This is a genomic window from Streptacidiphilus cavernicola (genome assembly GCF_042510955.1).
In the GTDB taxonomy this organism is placed as follows: domain Bacteria; phylum Actinomycetota; class Actinomycetes; order Streptomycetales; family Streptomycetaceae; genus Streptacidiphilus; species Streptacidiphilus cavernicola.
Genome location: NZ_JBHFAB010000018.1, coordinates 127,342 through 142,952, shown reverse-complemented (window position 1 = coordinate 142,952; position 15,611 = coordinate 127,342). Strand labels below are relative to the sequence as shown.

The window sequence follows — 15,611 nt, the reverse complement described above, 5'->3', positions numbered from 1 at the left end:
GTGGAGACGTTTCACCCATGACCACCACCATTCCCGCGTACGCAGCCCCCGCCGCCAAGGCCCCGCTGGAGCGCACCACGGTGTCGCGCCGCGCGGTCGGCGAGCACGACGTCCTGATCGACATCAAGTTCGCCGGGATCTGCCACTCGGACATCCACCAGGTCCGCGACGAGTGGGGCGGCGCGAGGTTCCCGATGGTGCCCGGCCACGAGATCACCGGCCTGGTCGCCGAGGTCGGCCCCGGGGTCACCCGCTACGCGGTCGGCGACCGGGTCGGCGTCGGCTGCTTCGTCGACTCCTGCCGTGAGTGCGCGAACTGCCTGGCGGGGGAGGAGCAGTACTGCCTCAAGGGGTTCACCGCCACCTACAACTCGGTCGGCCGCGACGGCGAGCCCACCTACGGCGGCTACAGCACCCAGCTGGTGGTGGACGAGAACTACGCGCTGCGGATCCCCGAGGGGATCGGGCTCGACGTCGCCGCGCCGCTGCTCTGCGCCGGGATCACCCTCTACTCGCCGCTGAAGCACTGGAACGCCGGTCCCGGCCGCAAGGTCGCCGTCGTCGGCATGGGCGGCCTCGGCCACATGGGCGTCAAGATCGCCGCGGCGCTGGGCGCGGACGTCACCGTGCTCAGCCAGAGCCTCAGCAAGAAGGCGGACGCGGAGCGCTTCGGCGCGCACCACTACTACGCGACCAGCGACGCCGACACCTTCGAGCAGCTCGCCGGGCACTTCGACCTGATCGTCAACACCGTCTCGGTCAACCTCGACCTGGACGCCTACCTGTCGCTGCTGGCCCTGGACGGCACCCTGGTCAACGTGGGCGCGCCGGAGCACCCGGCCTCGCTGAACGTGTTCTCGCTGCTGGGCGGGCGCCGCAGCCTGGCCGGCTCCAACATCGGCGGCATCCGGGAGACCCAGGAGATGCTGGAGTTCTGCGCCGAGCACGGTCTCGGCTCCGAGATCGAACTCATCGCGGCCGACCAGGTCAACGAGGCCTACGACCGGGTGGTGGCCAGCGACGTGCGCTACCGCTTCGTGATCGACACCGCCACGATCTGACCCGCGGTCTGACCGGGGAGGCGTCCGGGCCGGAGCGATCCTCCCCGGCCCGGACACGGTCAGGCCTTCGGGCCCGGTCAGGCCTTCAGCGCCTCCAACTGGGCGGTCAGGGTGGGGACGTCACGGAAGGTCAGGCCGAGCGCGGCCACGTGCTTCCAGCGGAGCACCCCGTCCGCGTCGACGATGAAGACCGCGCGGCGCAGCATGCTGCCCAGGCCGATCCCGTAGGCGGAGACGGCCTCCCGCTCGGTGTCGGCGAGCAGCGGCATCCGCAGCTGGAACTTGCGGGCGAAGCTCTCGTGGCTCTCGACGCCCTGCGGGCTGATGCCCCACACCACGGCGCCGAGGTCGGTGAACGCCTCGAAGCCGGAGGAGTACGAGCAGAGCTGCTTGGTGCAGACGGAGGTCTCGTCGCCGGGGTAGAAGGCGAGGACCACGGGGTGGCCGCGCTCCTGCGACAGCGTCAGGTCGGAGCGGACCAGTTCGCCGTCGACGAGTTGGACCGCGGGGAGGGTGAAGTCGGGGGCGGGTCGGCCGACCTCGGGTGTCTTCGCCATAGCGGGGGTCTCCAAGGGCTCGGGGCGGCGTGGAGGGGGCGCCGCCTGCCCCCTCATGGTGCCAGCAGGCCGCCGGGCGGTGGTGGTCGCGGTAGCGTGTGCCGACACCGGACGGCTCCGGATTCCTTCCCGGGTTTCTGTGATTCCGCCGTGCCCGCGCCGTCTCCTGACCGAGCGGAGCAGCACGGCAAGCGAGAGGATCCAGGGCGACATGCGCGTAACCGGTCGGAGCACCACGGCCCGAGGGACCGCACTGGGCGGCGCGGGGCGCGGGACGGTCCTCGCCGCGCAGGAGGGCGACCAGCGGGCCCTGGACGAGCTGGTGGCCGCGTCGCTGCCGCTGGTCTACAACATCGTCGGACGCGCCCTGAACGGGCATCCCGATGTCGACGACGTGGTCCAGGAGACGCTGCTCCGGGTGGTCAGGGGCCTGGGCGAACTGCGGCAGCCGGAGTCCTTCCGGTCCTGGCTGGTGGCCATCGCGGTGCGCCAGGTGCACGACCGGGAGCGGGAGCGGATCAGCTCGCGCAGCCACCGGGCCGACCTCGACGCGGCCGAGCAGATACCCGATCCGGCGTCTGACTTCGCCGGGTTGACCATCCTCCGGCTCGGCCTCACCGACCAGCGCCGCGAACTCGCCGAGGCGACCCGCTGGCTGGACGAGGACGACCGGGCGCTGCTCGCGCTGTGGTGGCTGGAGGAGACCGGGGAGCTGCGGCGGGCCGAACTCGCCGAGGCCCTCGGCCTGTCGGGCCGTCACACCGCGGTCCGGGTGCAGCGAATGAAGGAGCAGCTGGAGACCGCGCGCACCGTGGTCCGCGCGTTGCGGCTCGCCTACCAGCGGCCCTGCGAGGAGTTGGCGGAGCTGACCCGGGGCTGGGACGGGGCGCCGAGCCCGCTCTGGCGCAAGCGTCTGGCCCGGCACATCCGCGGCTGCGGGGACTGCGGCGAGCGCGGCGGGGTGCTCTACCCGATGGGCCAACTCCTGGGCGGGCTACCGCTGCTGGTCCCGCCACCGCAGTTGCTGCAGGTGCCGTTGCCGCAGCTGGGCCTGGCGGCACCGTCCCTGCCGGGCACAAGCGGCTCCACCGCCTCCGGGGACCTCGGCGGTGTCGGGCACGGCTCCGGTGCCGCGGGCGGCGGCCGTCGCGCCGCGCGCCACGGGGCCCGGCGCGGGGCCCGTTCGGCGCTGCACGGGCGGCTGCTGCCGCTCTCGGCGGCGGGCGCCACCGTCGCGGCGGTGGCGGTGGCCGCGGTGCTGGTGTCCGGCCTCGGCGGCGGTCCGGCGAAGCCGGTCCCGGTCGCCGCGGCGTCCGCGCCGGGCCGGGCGCTGCCTGCCGCCCCTTCGGCCGCCGCCGTCTCCTCCTCGGCCTCGCCGACGCCCAGTCGCTCGGCCACCCACCCGCCCAGCGCCGAGCCGTCCAGCGGCAAGCCGGTGGCGGCGGCGCCGAAGCCGGTCACCGTGTCCTCGTCCTCCCGGAAGGGGGTCAGCGTCTGGAGCTTCTCCGGCGTGGACGCGGCGCTGAGCCAGTCCGGGGCGAGCTGGTACTACACCTGGTCCACCACGCACTCCGGGATCAGCGCCCCGGCCGGGGTCGGCTTCGTCCCGATGATCTGGGGCGCGGGCTCGGTCACCCCGGCCGCCCTGGCCCAGGCGAAGGCGGCGGGCCCGTACCTGCTCGGCTTCAACGAGCCGGACATGAGCGCCCAATCCAATATGACGGTCGATCAGGCACTGTCACTCTGGCCGCAGTTGATGGCCACCGGCAGCAAGCTCGGCAGCCCCGCGGTGGCCTACGGCGGCGACACGGCAGGCGGCTGGCTGGACCGCTTCATGAGCGGTGCCAAGGCCAAGGGCTACCGGGTCGACTTCATCACCCTGCACTGGTACGGCGGCGACTTCAGCACCCCGGACGCGGTGAACCAGCTGCGCTCCTACCTCCAGGCCGTGTACAACCGCTACCACCTGCCGATCTGGCTCACCGAGTACGCCCTGATCGACTTCTCCAACGGCGGCAGCCGCTTCCCGACCGGGGCCCAGCAGGCCGCCTTCGTCACCGCGTCCACCGCGATGCTGGACGGCCTGCCCTACCTCCAGCGCTATGCCTGGTTCGCCCTGCCCGCCTCCGACACGGCGCCCAGCACCGGCCTGTTCCGCAGCGGCCCGGTGGCCACCGAGGCCGGCCGCGCCTTCGAGGCGGCCCGCTGATCATCCGTCAGAACGTACCGGTGACACCGGCGGCGCCGTTCTCGACGTGGCCGGTGAGGCGTTGCGACCAGGCGGGGTCGAGGTCGCAGGTGAGGGTGAGGTCGTACCAGCCCTGGGCCGCGCCGGTGACGGCGGCGCTGTAGACCGAGGTGGCGCCGGGGGCCACCGTGAGCCTGGCCGGGGCGGCGCTGCTGTAGTGGTTGGCGGTGACGGTGAAGGTGGCCTGGGCAGCGGCGCCGTTGCCGAAGGTGAGGTACAGGCCGTTGCCGGCGCTGCCCGCGCGCTGGTAGGCGACGGTGGCGGTGAGCGAGGCGCCGGCCGTGCTGGAGTTGCCCTGGTAGCGGCGCAGGAAGCGGTTCGGGCCGACCACGGTCAGGTCGTAGTGGCCGTTGCCGTAGCCGGTGCCGCAGTTGAAGAAGTCGCTGACCGAGCCGCCCGCGGGGACGGTGTACTGCCAGGGGCCGCCGCTGCGGTAGGCGTTGGCGTAGATCGAGAAGTGCGCGGCCCTGGTGGCCTGGGCGCCGGTGTTGTCCATCTCGATCCACACCTGGGCGCTGCCGCCGCTGCCGAAGGTGTACGTGCTGACGTTGCCGTTCGGCTGGTACGGCAGTGCGCGGGCCGGGCGGGTGCCCGGCTCCTGGGCCGGCAGCGCGTTGTTCGTCGGCGCCGGGTTGGGCAGCGGGCCGCAGGCGGCCAGGCCGATGGTGGCGGAGGTGTCCGGCAGGGCGGGCATGCCGAACACCGGCGCGGTGAAGTCCAGCGTGCTGGTGAGGTCGCCGCAGACGGAGCGGCGCCAGGCGCTGATGTTGGGGCAGCTGGCGGGCTTGCCGATGGCCTGGGTCCACTGCTCCAGGAAGCGGATCACCGAGGTGTGGTCGAAGACCTCCGAGTTGACCCAGCCGCCGCGGCTCCAGGGCGAGATGACGGTCATCGGGACCCGGATGCCGAGCCCGATGTTGGCGCCGCCGTAGAACTCGTCGGTGGTCCCGGCCGGGGCGACCGGCGGCGGGACGTGGTCGAAGAAGCCGTCGTTCTCGTCGTAGTTGAGGAACAGCACGGTCGAGTTGAAGACGTCGGGGTCCGCGTTCAGCGCGTCCATCACCAGGTGCACGAAGTGCGCGCCGTCCTGCCGGGTGGCGTAGGGGTGTTCGGAGCTGGCCTGGTCCGACACCACCCAGGAGACCTGCGGCAGGCTCCCGGCCAGCACGTCGGCGCGGATCGCGGCGGCGATGTCGTCCGGGGTGCGGCCGGTGGCGGGCGGGACGCTGCCCATGCCGCGGGAGCTGAGCGGGCTGCTCGCCGGGGCGCTGCTGAACTGCTTGAAGTAGGCGAGGCCGTTGTCGCCGAAGTTGTCGTCGGCGTTCTGGTAGACCTTCCAGGTCACCCCGGCGTTCTGCAGCGCCTCGGCGTAGGTCTGCCAGCGCAGCCCGGACTCGTCGCCGCCGTCGTAGGCGGGCCCGCCGGCCTTCCCGGCCGGGTCGATCGTCCCGCTCCACAGGTAGGTGCGGTTGGGGCCGGTCGCGCTGATGATCGAGCAGTGGTACGCGTCGCAGATGGTCCAGTTGTCGGCCAGCGCGTAGTGGAACGGGATGTCGGCGCGGGTGAGGTGGCCCAGCGTGCGGACGTTGCCCTTGGCCGAGACCCAGGAGTCCAGCTTGCCGTTGTTCCAGGCCGCGTGCTGGTCGGACCAGGAGTGGGCCAGGTCGCCGTTGCACTGCGCCAGCCGCTCCGGGTCCGCGCCGCCGGCCGCGGTGGTCGAGCTGAAGGCCCACGGGTACTGCCGGGCCGAGCCGTTGGGCTGGTTGAAGACGCTGTAGCCGCCCGCCAGTTGGATGGTGGCCCGGTCGCCGAAGCCGCGGACGCCGTTCAGCGTGCCGTAGTAGTGGTCGAAGCTGCGGTTCTCCTGCATCAGCACCACGATGTGCTTGGCGTCCTGGAGGGTGTGGGTGAGCCCGCCCGCCGCCGCGGCCTGCGCGGTGGCCGCGAGCGGCGTCGCGGCCTGTGCGTCGGGCGTCCCGGCGGCCACCCCGGCCCCGGCCGCGACGGCCGCGGCGCCGGCCGACGCGGCGATGAAGCTGCGTCGGCTCCACCCGGCCCGCTCCTGCTCCGGCTGCTGCGACTGCTCCGACGTGGGCACGGACGGCTGCTGCGACTGCTGATCCATGGTCGGCCACTGCTTTCTCCGCGGGTGGTTCAGCACAAGTCGGGCCACTTGTCTGAACAAGTCGGAGCTCAGTAAGTCGGAGGAGCATGGCCTCCCCGTGAACGGCAAGCAGCCGCGCGGCACCCGTCGTGCGAATCCCGGTGCGGGGCCTCAGAGGTAGAGGCCGTCGCGGGGAGCCGACGGCGCCGGGAGCAGGGTTCCCGGGCCCTGGCGCAGCGCGTACAGCTCGGCCAGGGTGGCGCCGCCGGCGGGCGGGGCGACGGGTGTGCCGGCGAGCCAGTGCGCGGCCTCGGCGCCGGTCAGCGGGCCGACCTCGACCCGGCTCAGGCAGCGGCCGGGACGGACCACGGCCGGGTGCAGCCGCTCCAGATCCTCGTTGGTGGTCACCGCGACCAGCACCTTGCGGCCCTGGCCGAGCAGACCGTCCGTCAGATTGAGCAGCCGGGACAGGGCCTGGCCCGCCGCGCGCTTGGCGCCGCCGCGGATCAGTTCGTCGCAGTCCTCCAGCAGCAGCAGTCGCCACTGCTCCTCCGCGGCCTCGTCCTGCGGGCCGTGGTGCTGGCGCTGCGGGCCGAGGGCCACCTCGATCAGATAGCCGGGGTCGGCGAACAGCCGCTCCGGGTCGAGCACGCACTCCACCGTGCACCACTCGCGCCAGGCGCGGGCCAGGGTGCGCAGCGCCGTGGTCTTGCCGGTGCCGGGCGGCCCGTGCATCAGCAGCAGTCGGCCGTTGACCTGGTCCGGCTTGAGGCGCATCAGCCCGTCGAAGGCGTCGACCACGCTGCGGCTGTAGTTGCCGCGCACCGCGTCCCAGCCGGGGGCCTCGATCCTGCGCCGGGCCCGGACCGGGCCGCGACCGGCGGCGAGGTGCCAGAAACCCATGGCGACCACGTCCTCCTCGGTCGGCTTGGCCTCCTCCGCGCCGTCCACCGCCTCGGCCAGCACCCGCTCGGCCAGCCCGTCGTCGGCGGCGGTGACGGTGACGTCGGCGTTGACCGACCCGCCGTTGCGCCACCAGGACGCCTTGAGGGTCCAGCCGGGCCCGTCCGCGAGCAGCACGGTGCGGCTGTCGGTCTCGCTGCGCCGGATCACCCGCGCGCCCGGCGGCAGCAGGGTGGCGTCCGGGCGGGCCGGGTTGATGCTCGCCGAACGGGCCCACGGCTGCGCGCCGGTGGTGAAGGAGGCGAGTGCGAGCGCGTCGACCACGTCGCCGGGCCCGTTGCCGTCGTCCAGGCCGACCCGCAGCGGCAGCAGGTCGGCAGGATTCACCGACGGTTCGACGGAGGGGGCCGTCCCGTCGCCCGGACCGGCCTGGTGCAGAAGAGTCATGGAGGAGATGATCCGCCACGGGGCCCGTTCGGCACAGCGGTTTTTCCCCGGGACGGGGGCACACGTGTGGTCCCCCCGACCCTCAACGGGGGGACCGACGTGGGCGCCGAGGGGTGGCTCGGCTGGCCGGGGGTCATTCAGGGCTTGGAGCCATGAGCGGCCTGCGGCGTTGACACCTATCAAGCCAGCCTGCTGAGGCGGCGTCAAGGGGCCCGGCTGTCTTCAAGAGTCGAACACAACATGGCTGACCTTCAAGCGCTGGCCACACGTTGTGTCGCCAGCAGTCGGTCCACCGCGGCGGCGGCGGCCCGGCCCGCGCGGTTGGCGCCGACCGTGCTGGCCGAGGGCCCGTAACCGACCAGGTGGATCCGCGGGTCGTCCGCCGCGGCGGTGCCGTCCAGCCGGATGCCGCCGCCCGCGGTGCGCAGTCCGAGCGGCGCCAGATGGGCGGTCTCGGGGCGGAAGCCGGTGGCCCAGACGATCGCGTCGAAGCGCTCGGTCCTGCCGTCCGGCCAGACCGCGCCGTCCTCGGTCAGCCGCTCGAACATCGGCAGCCGGTGCAGCGCGCCCAGCTCGCGGGCCCGGCGCAGGGCCGGGGTGGGCGGCAGCCCGGTGACCGAGACCACGCTGGCCGGCGGCAGCCCCTCGCGGACCCGGCGGGCCACCATGGCGACCACCGACCGGCCCAGCTCCGGGGTGAACGCCTCGTCCCGGAACACCGGCGGGCGGCGGGTGACCCAGAGCGTGCGGGCGACAGCCGCGGTCTCGGCCAGGATCTGCACGGCCGACGCCCCGCCGCCGACCACCAGGACCCGCCGCCCGGCGAACTCCTCCGGCCCGGTGTAGCCGGAGCTGTGCAGCTGCCGTCCCCGGAACGCCTCGACGCCCGGGTAGTAGGGGAGGAAGGGACGTGTCCAGGTGCCGGTCGCGTTGATCAGCGCCCGCGCGGTCCAGCGCCCGGCGTCCGACTCGGCCACGAGCCGCCCGCCGGTTCCCGGCCCGCCGTCCCCGGCCTCCCGCACCGTCGAGACCCGGGCCGGGCGGACCACCCGGAGGTCGTTCGCCCGCTCGTACGCGGCGAAGTAGTCGGGCAGCACCTCGCGGGCCGGGCGCTGCTCCGGGTACTGCGGCAGCGGCATCCCGGGCAACTCGTAGAAGCCGTGCACCGCGGCCATGGTCAGCGTGCGCGGACGGTGCGCCCAGGCGCCGCCGGGGGCGGCGTCCGCGTCCAGGACGGTGAAGCCGGAGCCCGGCTCGAAACCGCGGCGGCGCAGGTGGAAGGCCGCCGAGAGACCGGCCTGCCCGGCGCCGATCACCAGCACGTCCGTTTCGCGTTCAAGCATCACACTGATGCAACACCCGCGCCGCCGCGACCCTTCCCGGGTGCGCCCCACCGCTCACCGCACCGCCGTTCTCGTCCCGCAGGGGGACCGGGCCGGGGCCCGACCCTGAGATTCCTGGGGGTTCCCGGCAGCCTCTGGTCTGATCACACCCGTCCCGCCCGCTCCTACCTTGGTATGCATGGACCAAGCGAGCATCGACCGACGAGTTCTGGCACAGCGCGACGCGGACGGGTGGCTGTTTCTGTTGGAGGCGGCGCAGACTGGGGTAGGACACGGAACAGAGATGCTGCGCGCGGCCTGGCGGTCCGTCGTGCGCGGCGGCCGACGCCCTCCAGTACCCGAAGGCGGTCCACGGTGAACTGGATCCAGCACCTGCTGCTGCAGCTTCCGCCGCCCGCGGTGTACGGGGCGGTCGCCGCGGTGGTGCTGGCCGAGTCGGTGCTGCTGCTGAGCGCGTTCGCGCCGTCGCTGACCACCCTGCTCGTCGGCGGCTTCCTGGCCAGGACCGGCACCGGCTCGGAGACCGTACGGCTCCCGCTGCTGATCGCCACCGCCGTCGCCGCCGTGCTGATCGGCGACCTGCTGGCGCAGCGCACCGGACGCGCCCTCGGGCCCCGGCTGGGAACCGGGGCGGTCGGCCGCCGCATCCCGCAGCCGCTGCTGCGCCGCACCTACCGGCTGCTGGCCGCCCGCGGCGGCGCGGCCGTGTTCGTCTGCCGCTTCCTGCCGGTGATGCGGACGGTGGCGCCGCACCTGGCCGGCGCGGCCGGGCTGCGCTACCGCAGGATCGTCCCGTACAGCCTGGCGGCCGGGCTGATCTGGGCCTCCGCGGAGGCCGGGGCCGGCTACGCGCTGGGCGCCTCGTACACCGCGCTCGCCTCCTGGGCCACCCCGGTGCTCGGCGGCCTGGTGGCCGCGCTGCTGCTGACCGCCCTCCTGGTCAGCCGCCGCCGCAACGCCCGCGAGGACGCGAACAGTTCCGCCGACCGGCAGGCCGGCGCCCCGGCCACCGCCCCGGCCGACCCGGACGCCGACCACCCCCTCTGCCTGCGCCGCTGAGCGCTCCCCGTCGGCGCCACCGGAAGCCTCGTCCCTGTCGGGCGGCCCGCAATACCTCTGGTGAGGTTGGGAGTTGGGCTGCGGGTGGCCCGGTGGTGGTTCTACGGTGTTGGCACCGATATGACGTGTGTGTTCGTGTGAGGGGTGGGGCTCCGTGGATATTCCCTTGGTGGACGCGGTGGCTGCGGTGCGGGACGAGTTGATCTCAGCGGCGGCCGTGGGTGGGAGTCACCCGGACCTGGTGTTCGCGGTGGGCCCGGTGGAGATGGAGTTCGAGGTCGAGATCCGCGCGGACGCGAGCGTGAAGGCCGGCTTCCGGTTGTGGGCGGTGGGGGCCGAGGCCAAGGCCGGTGTCTCCCGCGGGCGCACGCACCGGGTGCGGTTCACGCTGACGCCGCGCAGTACGCACGGCGGTGACCTGCTGGTCAGCGGCAGCTCCGACCGGGCCGGGGGCCCCGGGGACACCTCGGGACGCATCGCGGACTGACCCGCGACGAGTGTGGGCCGGGGGGCGTGGGTGCGGGTCGGTGACGGGTTGACGGGGGTGCTGGCGTGGAGCGGTCGCGCCTGATCGGAGTGACCGGGCCGGGGGGCCCGGGGTCGGGGTACGCGGTGGGCGGGCGACTGGTGCTGACCTCCGCACACGTCGTCTCGGTCCCCGGGGAGGAGGACGCGGCGCCGCTCGGGCGGCGGGTCCAGCTGTTCCACCCCGGCGGGGACCGGGTGTTGGGCGGTGCGGTGGTGTGGTGCGGCAGACCGGCCGGCCGGGACGATGCCGCGCTGGTCCTGGTCGACGACGGGCCGGGGTGGAACGCCCCGGCCGCCCCGGTGCGCTGGGGCCGTCTGGTCACCGATCGGCCCGGTGCCGAGTGCGAGACCTGGGGTGTGCCCGATCTCGCCCAGCACCGGGGCCGGGCGGTGGAAGCCGTCCAACTGAGCGGCAGGCTGAACCCGGGCACCGGGATCGCCGGCAACCAGTACGTGATGGACCTGCTCCAGCATCCGCCGCAGTGGTCGGAGCCCGGCAGCTCGCCCTGGGGCGGCCTGTCGGGCGCCGCGGTCTGCTGCGACCGCCTGCTCGTGGGAGTGGTGGCCTCCGACCGGGCCCACTCCGGCCACGGACAGGTGAACACCGTCCCCGGTTACGTCCTGCACCACGACGCGGCCTTCCGCGCCGCCCTGGCCGTGCACGGCGCCGCGCCGGCCGGGTTGGACGCGGTCGAACTGCAGCACCTCGCCGACCCCGCTTCCGTGCCCGGGAGCACCGGACCGGTGCGCTCACCGGCCGCGCTGCTGGCCGCCGCACGGCAGACCGTTCCCTTCCACGGCCGACGGCAGCTCCTGGAGGAGCTGACCGCCTGGTGTGACCGGGGCGGGTTCGGGGCGTGGCTCCTGCACGGGCCCGGCGGGCAGGGCAAGACCCGCCTCGCCCACCACCTCGCCTCGCTGCTGACGGCCGACCGGTGGGCCGTGCTGTGGCCGCGCGCTGACGCCACCGCGGACCAGCTGCGGCGGCTACGCGACGTCTCCAAGCCGCTGCTGGTGGTCCTCGACTACGCCGAGGTCCGCACCGGCCAGTTGGCCGCCCTGGTCGAGGCCGCCGCCGACCACCCCGGCGAAACTCCGTTCAAGGTGCTGCTGCTGGCCCGCACCGACGGCGACTGGTGGCGCCAGGCCGTCACCGCCGGCAGCCTCGCCCAGGACTACCTGGACGCCGCCCCCACCCGCCTGCTGGCACCCCTGGAGGGCGACCCCGGCGCCCGGCCGGACGCCTACCGTGCCGCCGCCGTCGCCCTGGCCCGCGCCCTGGCGCAGGGCGAGGGACCGGCGGGCCGCGACTGGCCCGCCACCGCGAGCGGCCTTCCGCTGCCGGTGCGGCTGCACGAGGACGCCTACGGCAATGCGCTCACCCTGCACATGACCGCCCTCGCCGACCTCCTGGACACCACCACGGCCGGGCTCGTCGACCCGGCCGGGGCGGCGGAGGGGGTGGAGGACCGGATGCTCGGACACGAACGCCGCTACTGGCACCAGAGCGCCGCCGCCCGCGGCCTCACCCCGGGCCTGTCCACCGCCACCCTGGAGTCGGCCCTGGCCGCCGCCCACCTGGTCGGCGCCGCCGACCGGGAGCAGGCCGACCTGCTCTGGCGGCGCCTGCCCGCCCTGGCCGACCAGCCCCGGGACCGGCGCGACACCGTCACCGCCTGGATCAGCGCCCTCTACCCGGCCAACGCCCCGCTGCCCTGGGGCACCCTCCAACCCGACCGCCTCGCCGAACGCCACGTCGGCCGCTCGTTGGACGCCGGCCCCGCGCTCGCCGACCACCTCCTCGACGGCGCCGACGACACCCAGACCAGCCAACTCCTGACCGTCTACAGCCGCGCCGCCGCCCACCCGGTCTTCAACCACCGCCTGGACGGCCGGCTCACCGACCTCTGCACCCGCCGCCACCAGCAGCTCGTCGCGCAGATCATCGCCACCGCCACCCGCACCGACCACCCGGCCCCGCTCACCGCCGCGCTCGACGCCGTCATCACCGCTCCCAGCACCACCCTGGACGAGCTCACCGCCCTCTACGACCGGTTCCCGCAGTCCAGTCACCGCCTGGCCCACACCACGCTGCGCCTCGCCCAGACCCTCACCGAGCGCTTCCGGGCGCTGGCCCAGGCGGATCCGGACACCTACCTGCCGGACCTGGCCGGCTCCCTGAACAACCTGTCGGCCCGTCTGGGGGCGGTGGGGCAGCGGGAGTCGGGGCTGGCGGCGATCGGCGAGGGGGTCGGGCACTACCGGGAGCTGGCCCGGGCGGATCCGGGCACCTACCTGCCGGACCTGGCCGGGTCCCTGAACAACATGTCGGCGAGTCTGGGGGCGGTGGGGCGGCGGGAGGAGGCCCTGGCGGCGATCCGTGAGGCGGTCGGGCACTACCGGGCGCTGGCCCAGGCGGATCCGGACACCTACCTGTCCTACCTCGCCATGTCCCTGAACACCCTGGCGGCGAGTCTGGGGGCGGTGGGGCGGCGGGAGGAGGCCCTGGCGGCGATCGGTGAGGGCGTCGGGCACTACCGGGCGCTGGCCCAGGCGGATCCGGACACCTACCTGTCCTACCTCGCCACCTCGCTGAACACCCTGTCGGCAAGTCTGGGCGTGATGGGGCAGCGGGAGGAGGCCCTGGCGGCGATCCGTGAGGCGGTCGGCCACTACCGGGCGCTGGCCCAGGCGGTACCCGACGCCTACCTGCCGGACCTGGCCATGTCCTTGAACACCCTGTCGACCAGCCTGGGCGCGGTGGGCCGGCGCCCGGAAAGCCTGGCGGCGATCCGTGAGGCGGTCGGGCACTACCGGTCGCTCGCCCGGACGAATCCGGACGCCCACCTGCCCTACCTCGCGGCGTCGCTGAACAACCTGTCGACCAGTCTGGGCGTGACGGGGCAGCGGGAGGAGGCCCTGGCGGCGATCCGTGAGGGCGTCGGGCACTACCGGGCGCTCGCCCGGACGAATCCGGGCGCCCACCTGCCCAACCTCGCCACGGCCCTGAACAACCTGTCCGCCCGGCTGGGGGAGATGGGCCAGCGGGAGGAGGCCCTGGCGGTGAGCCGTGAGGCGGTCGGCCACTACCGGGCGCTCGCCCGGGTGAACGCGGACGCCTACCTGCCGGACCTGGCCGCGTCGTTGAACACCCTGTCGGCGAGTCTGGGTGTGATGGGGCAGCGGGAGGAGGGCCTTGCCGTGAGCCGTGAGGCGGTCGGCCACTACCGGGCGCTCGCCCGGGTGAACGCGGACGCCCACCTGCCCAGCCTCGCCACGGCCCTGAACAGCCTGGCCGCCCGATTGGGGGAGATGGGGCAGGTGGAGGAGTCCCTGGCCGCGAGCGGTGAGGCCGTCGACATCCGACGGGCGCTCGCCCAGGCGAACGCGGACGCCCACCTGCCGGACCTGGCCGCGTCGTTGAACAACCTGTCGGCGAGTCTGAGCGCCCTGGGGCGGTACCGGGAGGCGCTGGCGGTGAGCCGTGAGGGTGTCGGCCACTACCGTGGGCTGGCCCAGGCGAGTCCGGACGCCTACCTGCCCAACCTGGCCGGCTCCCTGAACAACCTGTCGGCCTGCCTGGGCGCGGTGAAGCAGTGGGAGGAGGGTCTGGCGGTGAGCCGGGAGGCCGTCGACATCCACCGGGCGCTGGTCCGGGCGAACGCGGACGCCCACCTGCCGGACCTGGCCGGCTCCCTGAACAACCTGTCGGCCAGCCTGGGCGCGGCGGGGCGGCGCCGGGAGGGCCTGGACGCGATCCGGGAGACCGTCGACATCTACCGGGTGCTGGCCCAGGCGAGTCCGGACGCCTATCTGCCGGACCTGGCCGGCTCCCTGAACAACCTGTCGACCTGCCTGGGCGCGATGGGGCAGCGGGAGGAGGGCCTGGCGGCGAGCCGGGAGGCCACCGATCACTACCGTGCGTTCGCCGAGGCGAACGCGGACGCCTACCTGCCGGACCTCGCTGCGTCCTTGACCACCCTGGCCACCCGGTTGGGGGAGACGGGGCAGCGGGAGGAATCCCTGGACGCGATCCAGGAGGCCGTCGAGATCCGGCGCGCGCTGGCCCAGGCGTATCCGGACGCCTACCTGCCCGACCTGGCCGTGTCCTTGAACAGCCAGTCGGCCCTGCTGGGCGCGGTGGGCCGGCGCGACGAGGCCATGGTCGCGATCCGGGAGGCCGTCGAGATCCGGCGTGCGCTGGTCCAGGCGTATCCGGACGCCCACCTGCCCAACCTGGCGACCTCCCTCAATGTGCTGTCGGCGAGTCTGGGCGCGATGGGGCAGCGGCAGGAGGGCTTGGCGGCGAGCCGTGAGGCCACCGGTCACTTCCGCGCGCTCGCCGAGGGGAACCCGGACGCCCACCTGCCCAGCCTCGCCGCGTCCCTCAATGTGCTGTCGGCCAGTCTGGGGGCGGTGGGCCAGCGGGTGGAGGGCCTGGCCGTCAGCCGGGAGGCCGTCGACATCCACCGGGGGCTGGTGCAGGAGAACCCGGACGCCCACCTGCCCACGCTCGCCCTGGCGCTCAACATGCTGTCGGCCAGTCTGGGTGTGGTGGGTCAGCGGGCGGAGAGCCTGGCGGTCAGCCGGGAGGCCGTCGACATCCACCGGGGGCTGGTCCAGGAGAACCCGGACGCCCACCTGCCCAACCTCGCCATCTCGCTGAGCACCCTGTCCGCCAGCCTGGACGGGGCGGGCCGGTCCCAGGAGGCCGTGGTCGCGGCCCGGGAGGCCGTGGACATCCGGCGCGCGCTGGTCCAGGAGAACCCGGACGTCCACCTGCCGGACCTGGCCGCCTCCTTGAACGCCCTCTCCGCGGGCCTCGGCGGGGTGGCACGGCGGAAGGAGGCGCTGGCGGTGAGCCGGGAGGCGACCGGTCACTTCCGGGTACTCGCCGAGGAGAACCCGGCCGTCCACCTGCCCAACCTGGCTGTCTCCCTGGACAACCTGGACACCCGGCTGAGGGAGGCGGGACGGCGCAAGGAGGCCGTGGCGGTGATCCGGGAGGCCGTCGACATCCGGCGCTCGCTCGTCCGGCAGAGTCCGGACGCCCACCTGGCCGGTCTCGCCACCTCCCTGAAATCCCTGGCCACCCGGCTGGAGGAGACAGGGCGGCGGAAGGAGGGCCTGGCCGCGCGGCGGGAGGCGACCGCCTGCCTGTCCCGGCTCTACCTGGGTCCCGGTCGGGACCGGGCCGAGGCCGCCCCGGAGGCCGACGCCCCGTCCCGGACGACCGGCGGCTGACGTGCGGGGCAGCCTGCCGGCCGACCCCGGGTCATGGGCGCCGTGTCGCCACCGGCTCGGAGACGCGGACGACCCGGTCGACGGCTCCCCCTCAAGAGTCGTCGGCCGGGTCGAGTT

Annotated in this window: 9 protein-coding genes; 5 read left to right on the top strand and 4 right to left on the bottom strand. The window is 74.2% G+C overall.

Annotated elements, in window-relative coordinates; genetic code table 11:
• Window positions 1-17 precede the first annotated feature (17 nt).
• Entirely contained in the window at window positions 18-1,061 is a 1,044-nt protein-coding gene (locus ACEZDE_RS23200; RefSeq protein ID WP_380538910.1) for an NAD(P)-dependent alcohol dehydrogenase, read from the top strand.
• Between the two features lie 77 nt (window positions 1,062-1,138).
• On the opposite strand, the gene ACEZDE_RS23195 is transcribed toward ACEZDE_RS23200, so the two are convergent.
• Window positions 1,139-1,618 carry a peroxiredoxin gene (locus tag ACEZDE_RS23195; RefSeq protein WP_380538907.1) on the bottom strand — a complete coding sequence of 160 codons (480 nt, stop codon included), beginning with the start codon at window positions 1,616-1,618 and terminating at the stop codon, window positions 1,139-1,141.
• 211 nt (window positions 1,619-1,829) lie between these two features.
• Here ACEZDE_RS23195 and ACEZDE_RS23190 point away from each other — a divergent pair, with 211 nt between their 5' ends.
• The gene (locus tag ACEZDE_RS23190; RefSeq protein ID WP_380538904.1) at window positions 1,830-3,827 is read left to right on the top strand and encodes a sigma-70 family RNA polymerase sigma factor; all 1,998 of its coding nucleotides are present in this window, start codon (window positions 1,830-1,832) and stop codon (window positions 3,825-3,827) included.
• Between the two features lie 7 nt (window positions 3,828-3,834).
• Here ACEZDE_RS23190 and ACEZDE_RS23185 read toward each other — a convergent pair whose 3' ends face one another.
• The 3 genes from ACEZDE_RS23185 to ACEZDE_RS23175 all read right to left on the bottom strand — a co-directional run bounded on the left by ACEZDE_RS23185 (window position 3,835) and on the right by ACEZDE_RS23175 (window position 8,663).
• Window positions 3,835-5,991 carry a phosphocholine-specific phospholipase C gene (locus tag ACEZDE_RS23185; protein WP_380538901.1) on the bottom strand — a complete coding sequence of 719 codons (2,157 nt, stop codon included), beginning with the start codon at window positions 5,989-5,991 and terminating at the stop codon, window positions 3,835-3,837.
• Between the two features lie 150 nt (window positions 5,992-6,141).
• On the bottom strand, window positions 6,142-7,320 hold the full coding sequence (locus tag ACEZDE_RS23180; RefSeq protein ID WP_380538898.1) for a DUF5925 domain-containing protein: 1,179 nt from the start codon (window positions 7,318-7,320) through the stop codon (window positions 6,142-6,144).
• 251 nt (window positions 7,321-7,571) lie between these two features.
• The gene (locus ACEZDE_RS23175; protein WP_380538895.1) at window positions 7,572-8,663 is read right to left on the bottom strand and encodes an FAD-dependent oxidoreductase; all 1,092 of its coding nucleotides are present in this window, start codon (window positions 8,661-8,663) and stop codon (window positions 7,572-7,574) included.
• A gap of 354 nt (window positions 8,664-9,017) precedes the next feature.
• Between ACEZDE_RS23175 and ACEZDE_RS23170 the strand changes: the two genes are divergently transcribed.
• The 3 genes from ACEZDE_RS23170 to ACEZDE_RS23160 all read left to right on the top strand — a co-directional run bounded on the left by ACEZDE_RS23170 (window position 9,018) and on the right by ACEZDE_RS23160 (window position 15,494).
• Window positions 9,018-9,722: a DedA family protein gene (locus tag ACEZDE_RS23170; protein ID WP_380538892.1), complete on the top strand. Its 705-nt coding sequence runs from the start codon at window positions 9,018-9,020 to the stop codon at window positions 9,720-9,722.
• Between the two features lie 154 nt (window positions 9,723-9,876).
• Complete coding sequence (locus ACEZDE_RS23165) at window positions 9,877-10,209, top strand: trypco2 family protein (protein WP_380538889.1); 333 nt, start codon at window positions 9,877-9,879, stop codon at window positions 10,207-10,209.
• Window positions 10,210-10,274: 65 nt separating this feature from the next.
• The gene (locus ACEZDE_RS23160; protein ID WP_380538886.1) at window positions 10,275-15,494 is read left to right on the top strand and encodes a tetratricopeptide repeat protein; all 5,220 of its coding nucleotides are present in this window, start codon (window positions 10,275-10,277) and stop codon (window positions 15,492-15,494) included.
• Window positions 15,495-15,611: the final 117 nt, after the last annotated feature.

Bases quoted from the DNA above. Each gene is read 5' to 3' on its own strand.
- ACEZDE_RS23175 (WP_380538895.1), bottom strand. From the start codon at position 8,663: ATGCTTGAACGCGAAACGGACGTGCTGGTGATCGGCGCCGGGCAGGCC.
- ACEZDE_RS23180 (WP_380538898.1), bottom strand. From the start codon at position 7,320: ATGACTCTTCTGCACCAGGCCGGTCCGGGCGACGGGACGGCCCCCTCC.
- ACEZDE_RS23195 (WP_380538907.1), bottom strand. From the start codon at position 1,618: ATGGCGAAGACACCCGAGGTCGGCCGACCCGCCCCCGACTTCACCCTC.
- ACEZDE_RS23190 (WP_380538904.1), top strand. From the start codon at position 1,830: ATGCGCGTAACCGGTCGGAGCACCACGGCCCGAGGGACCGCACTGGGC.
- ACEZDE_RS23185 (WP_380538901.1), bottom strand. From the start codon at position 5,991: ATGGATCAGCAGTCGCAGCAGCCGTCCGTGCCCACGTCGGAGCAGTCG.
- ACEZDE_RS23200 (WP_380538910.1), top strand. From the start codon at position 18: ATGACCACCACCATTCCCGCGTACGCAGCCCCCGCCGCCAAGGCCCCG.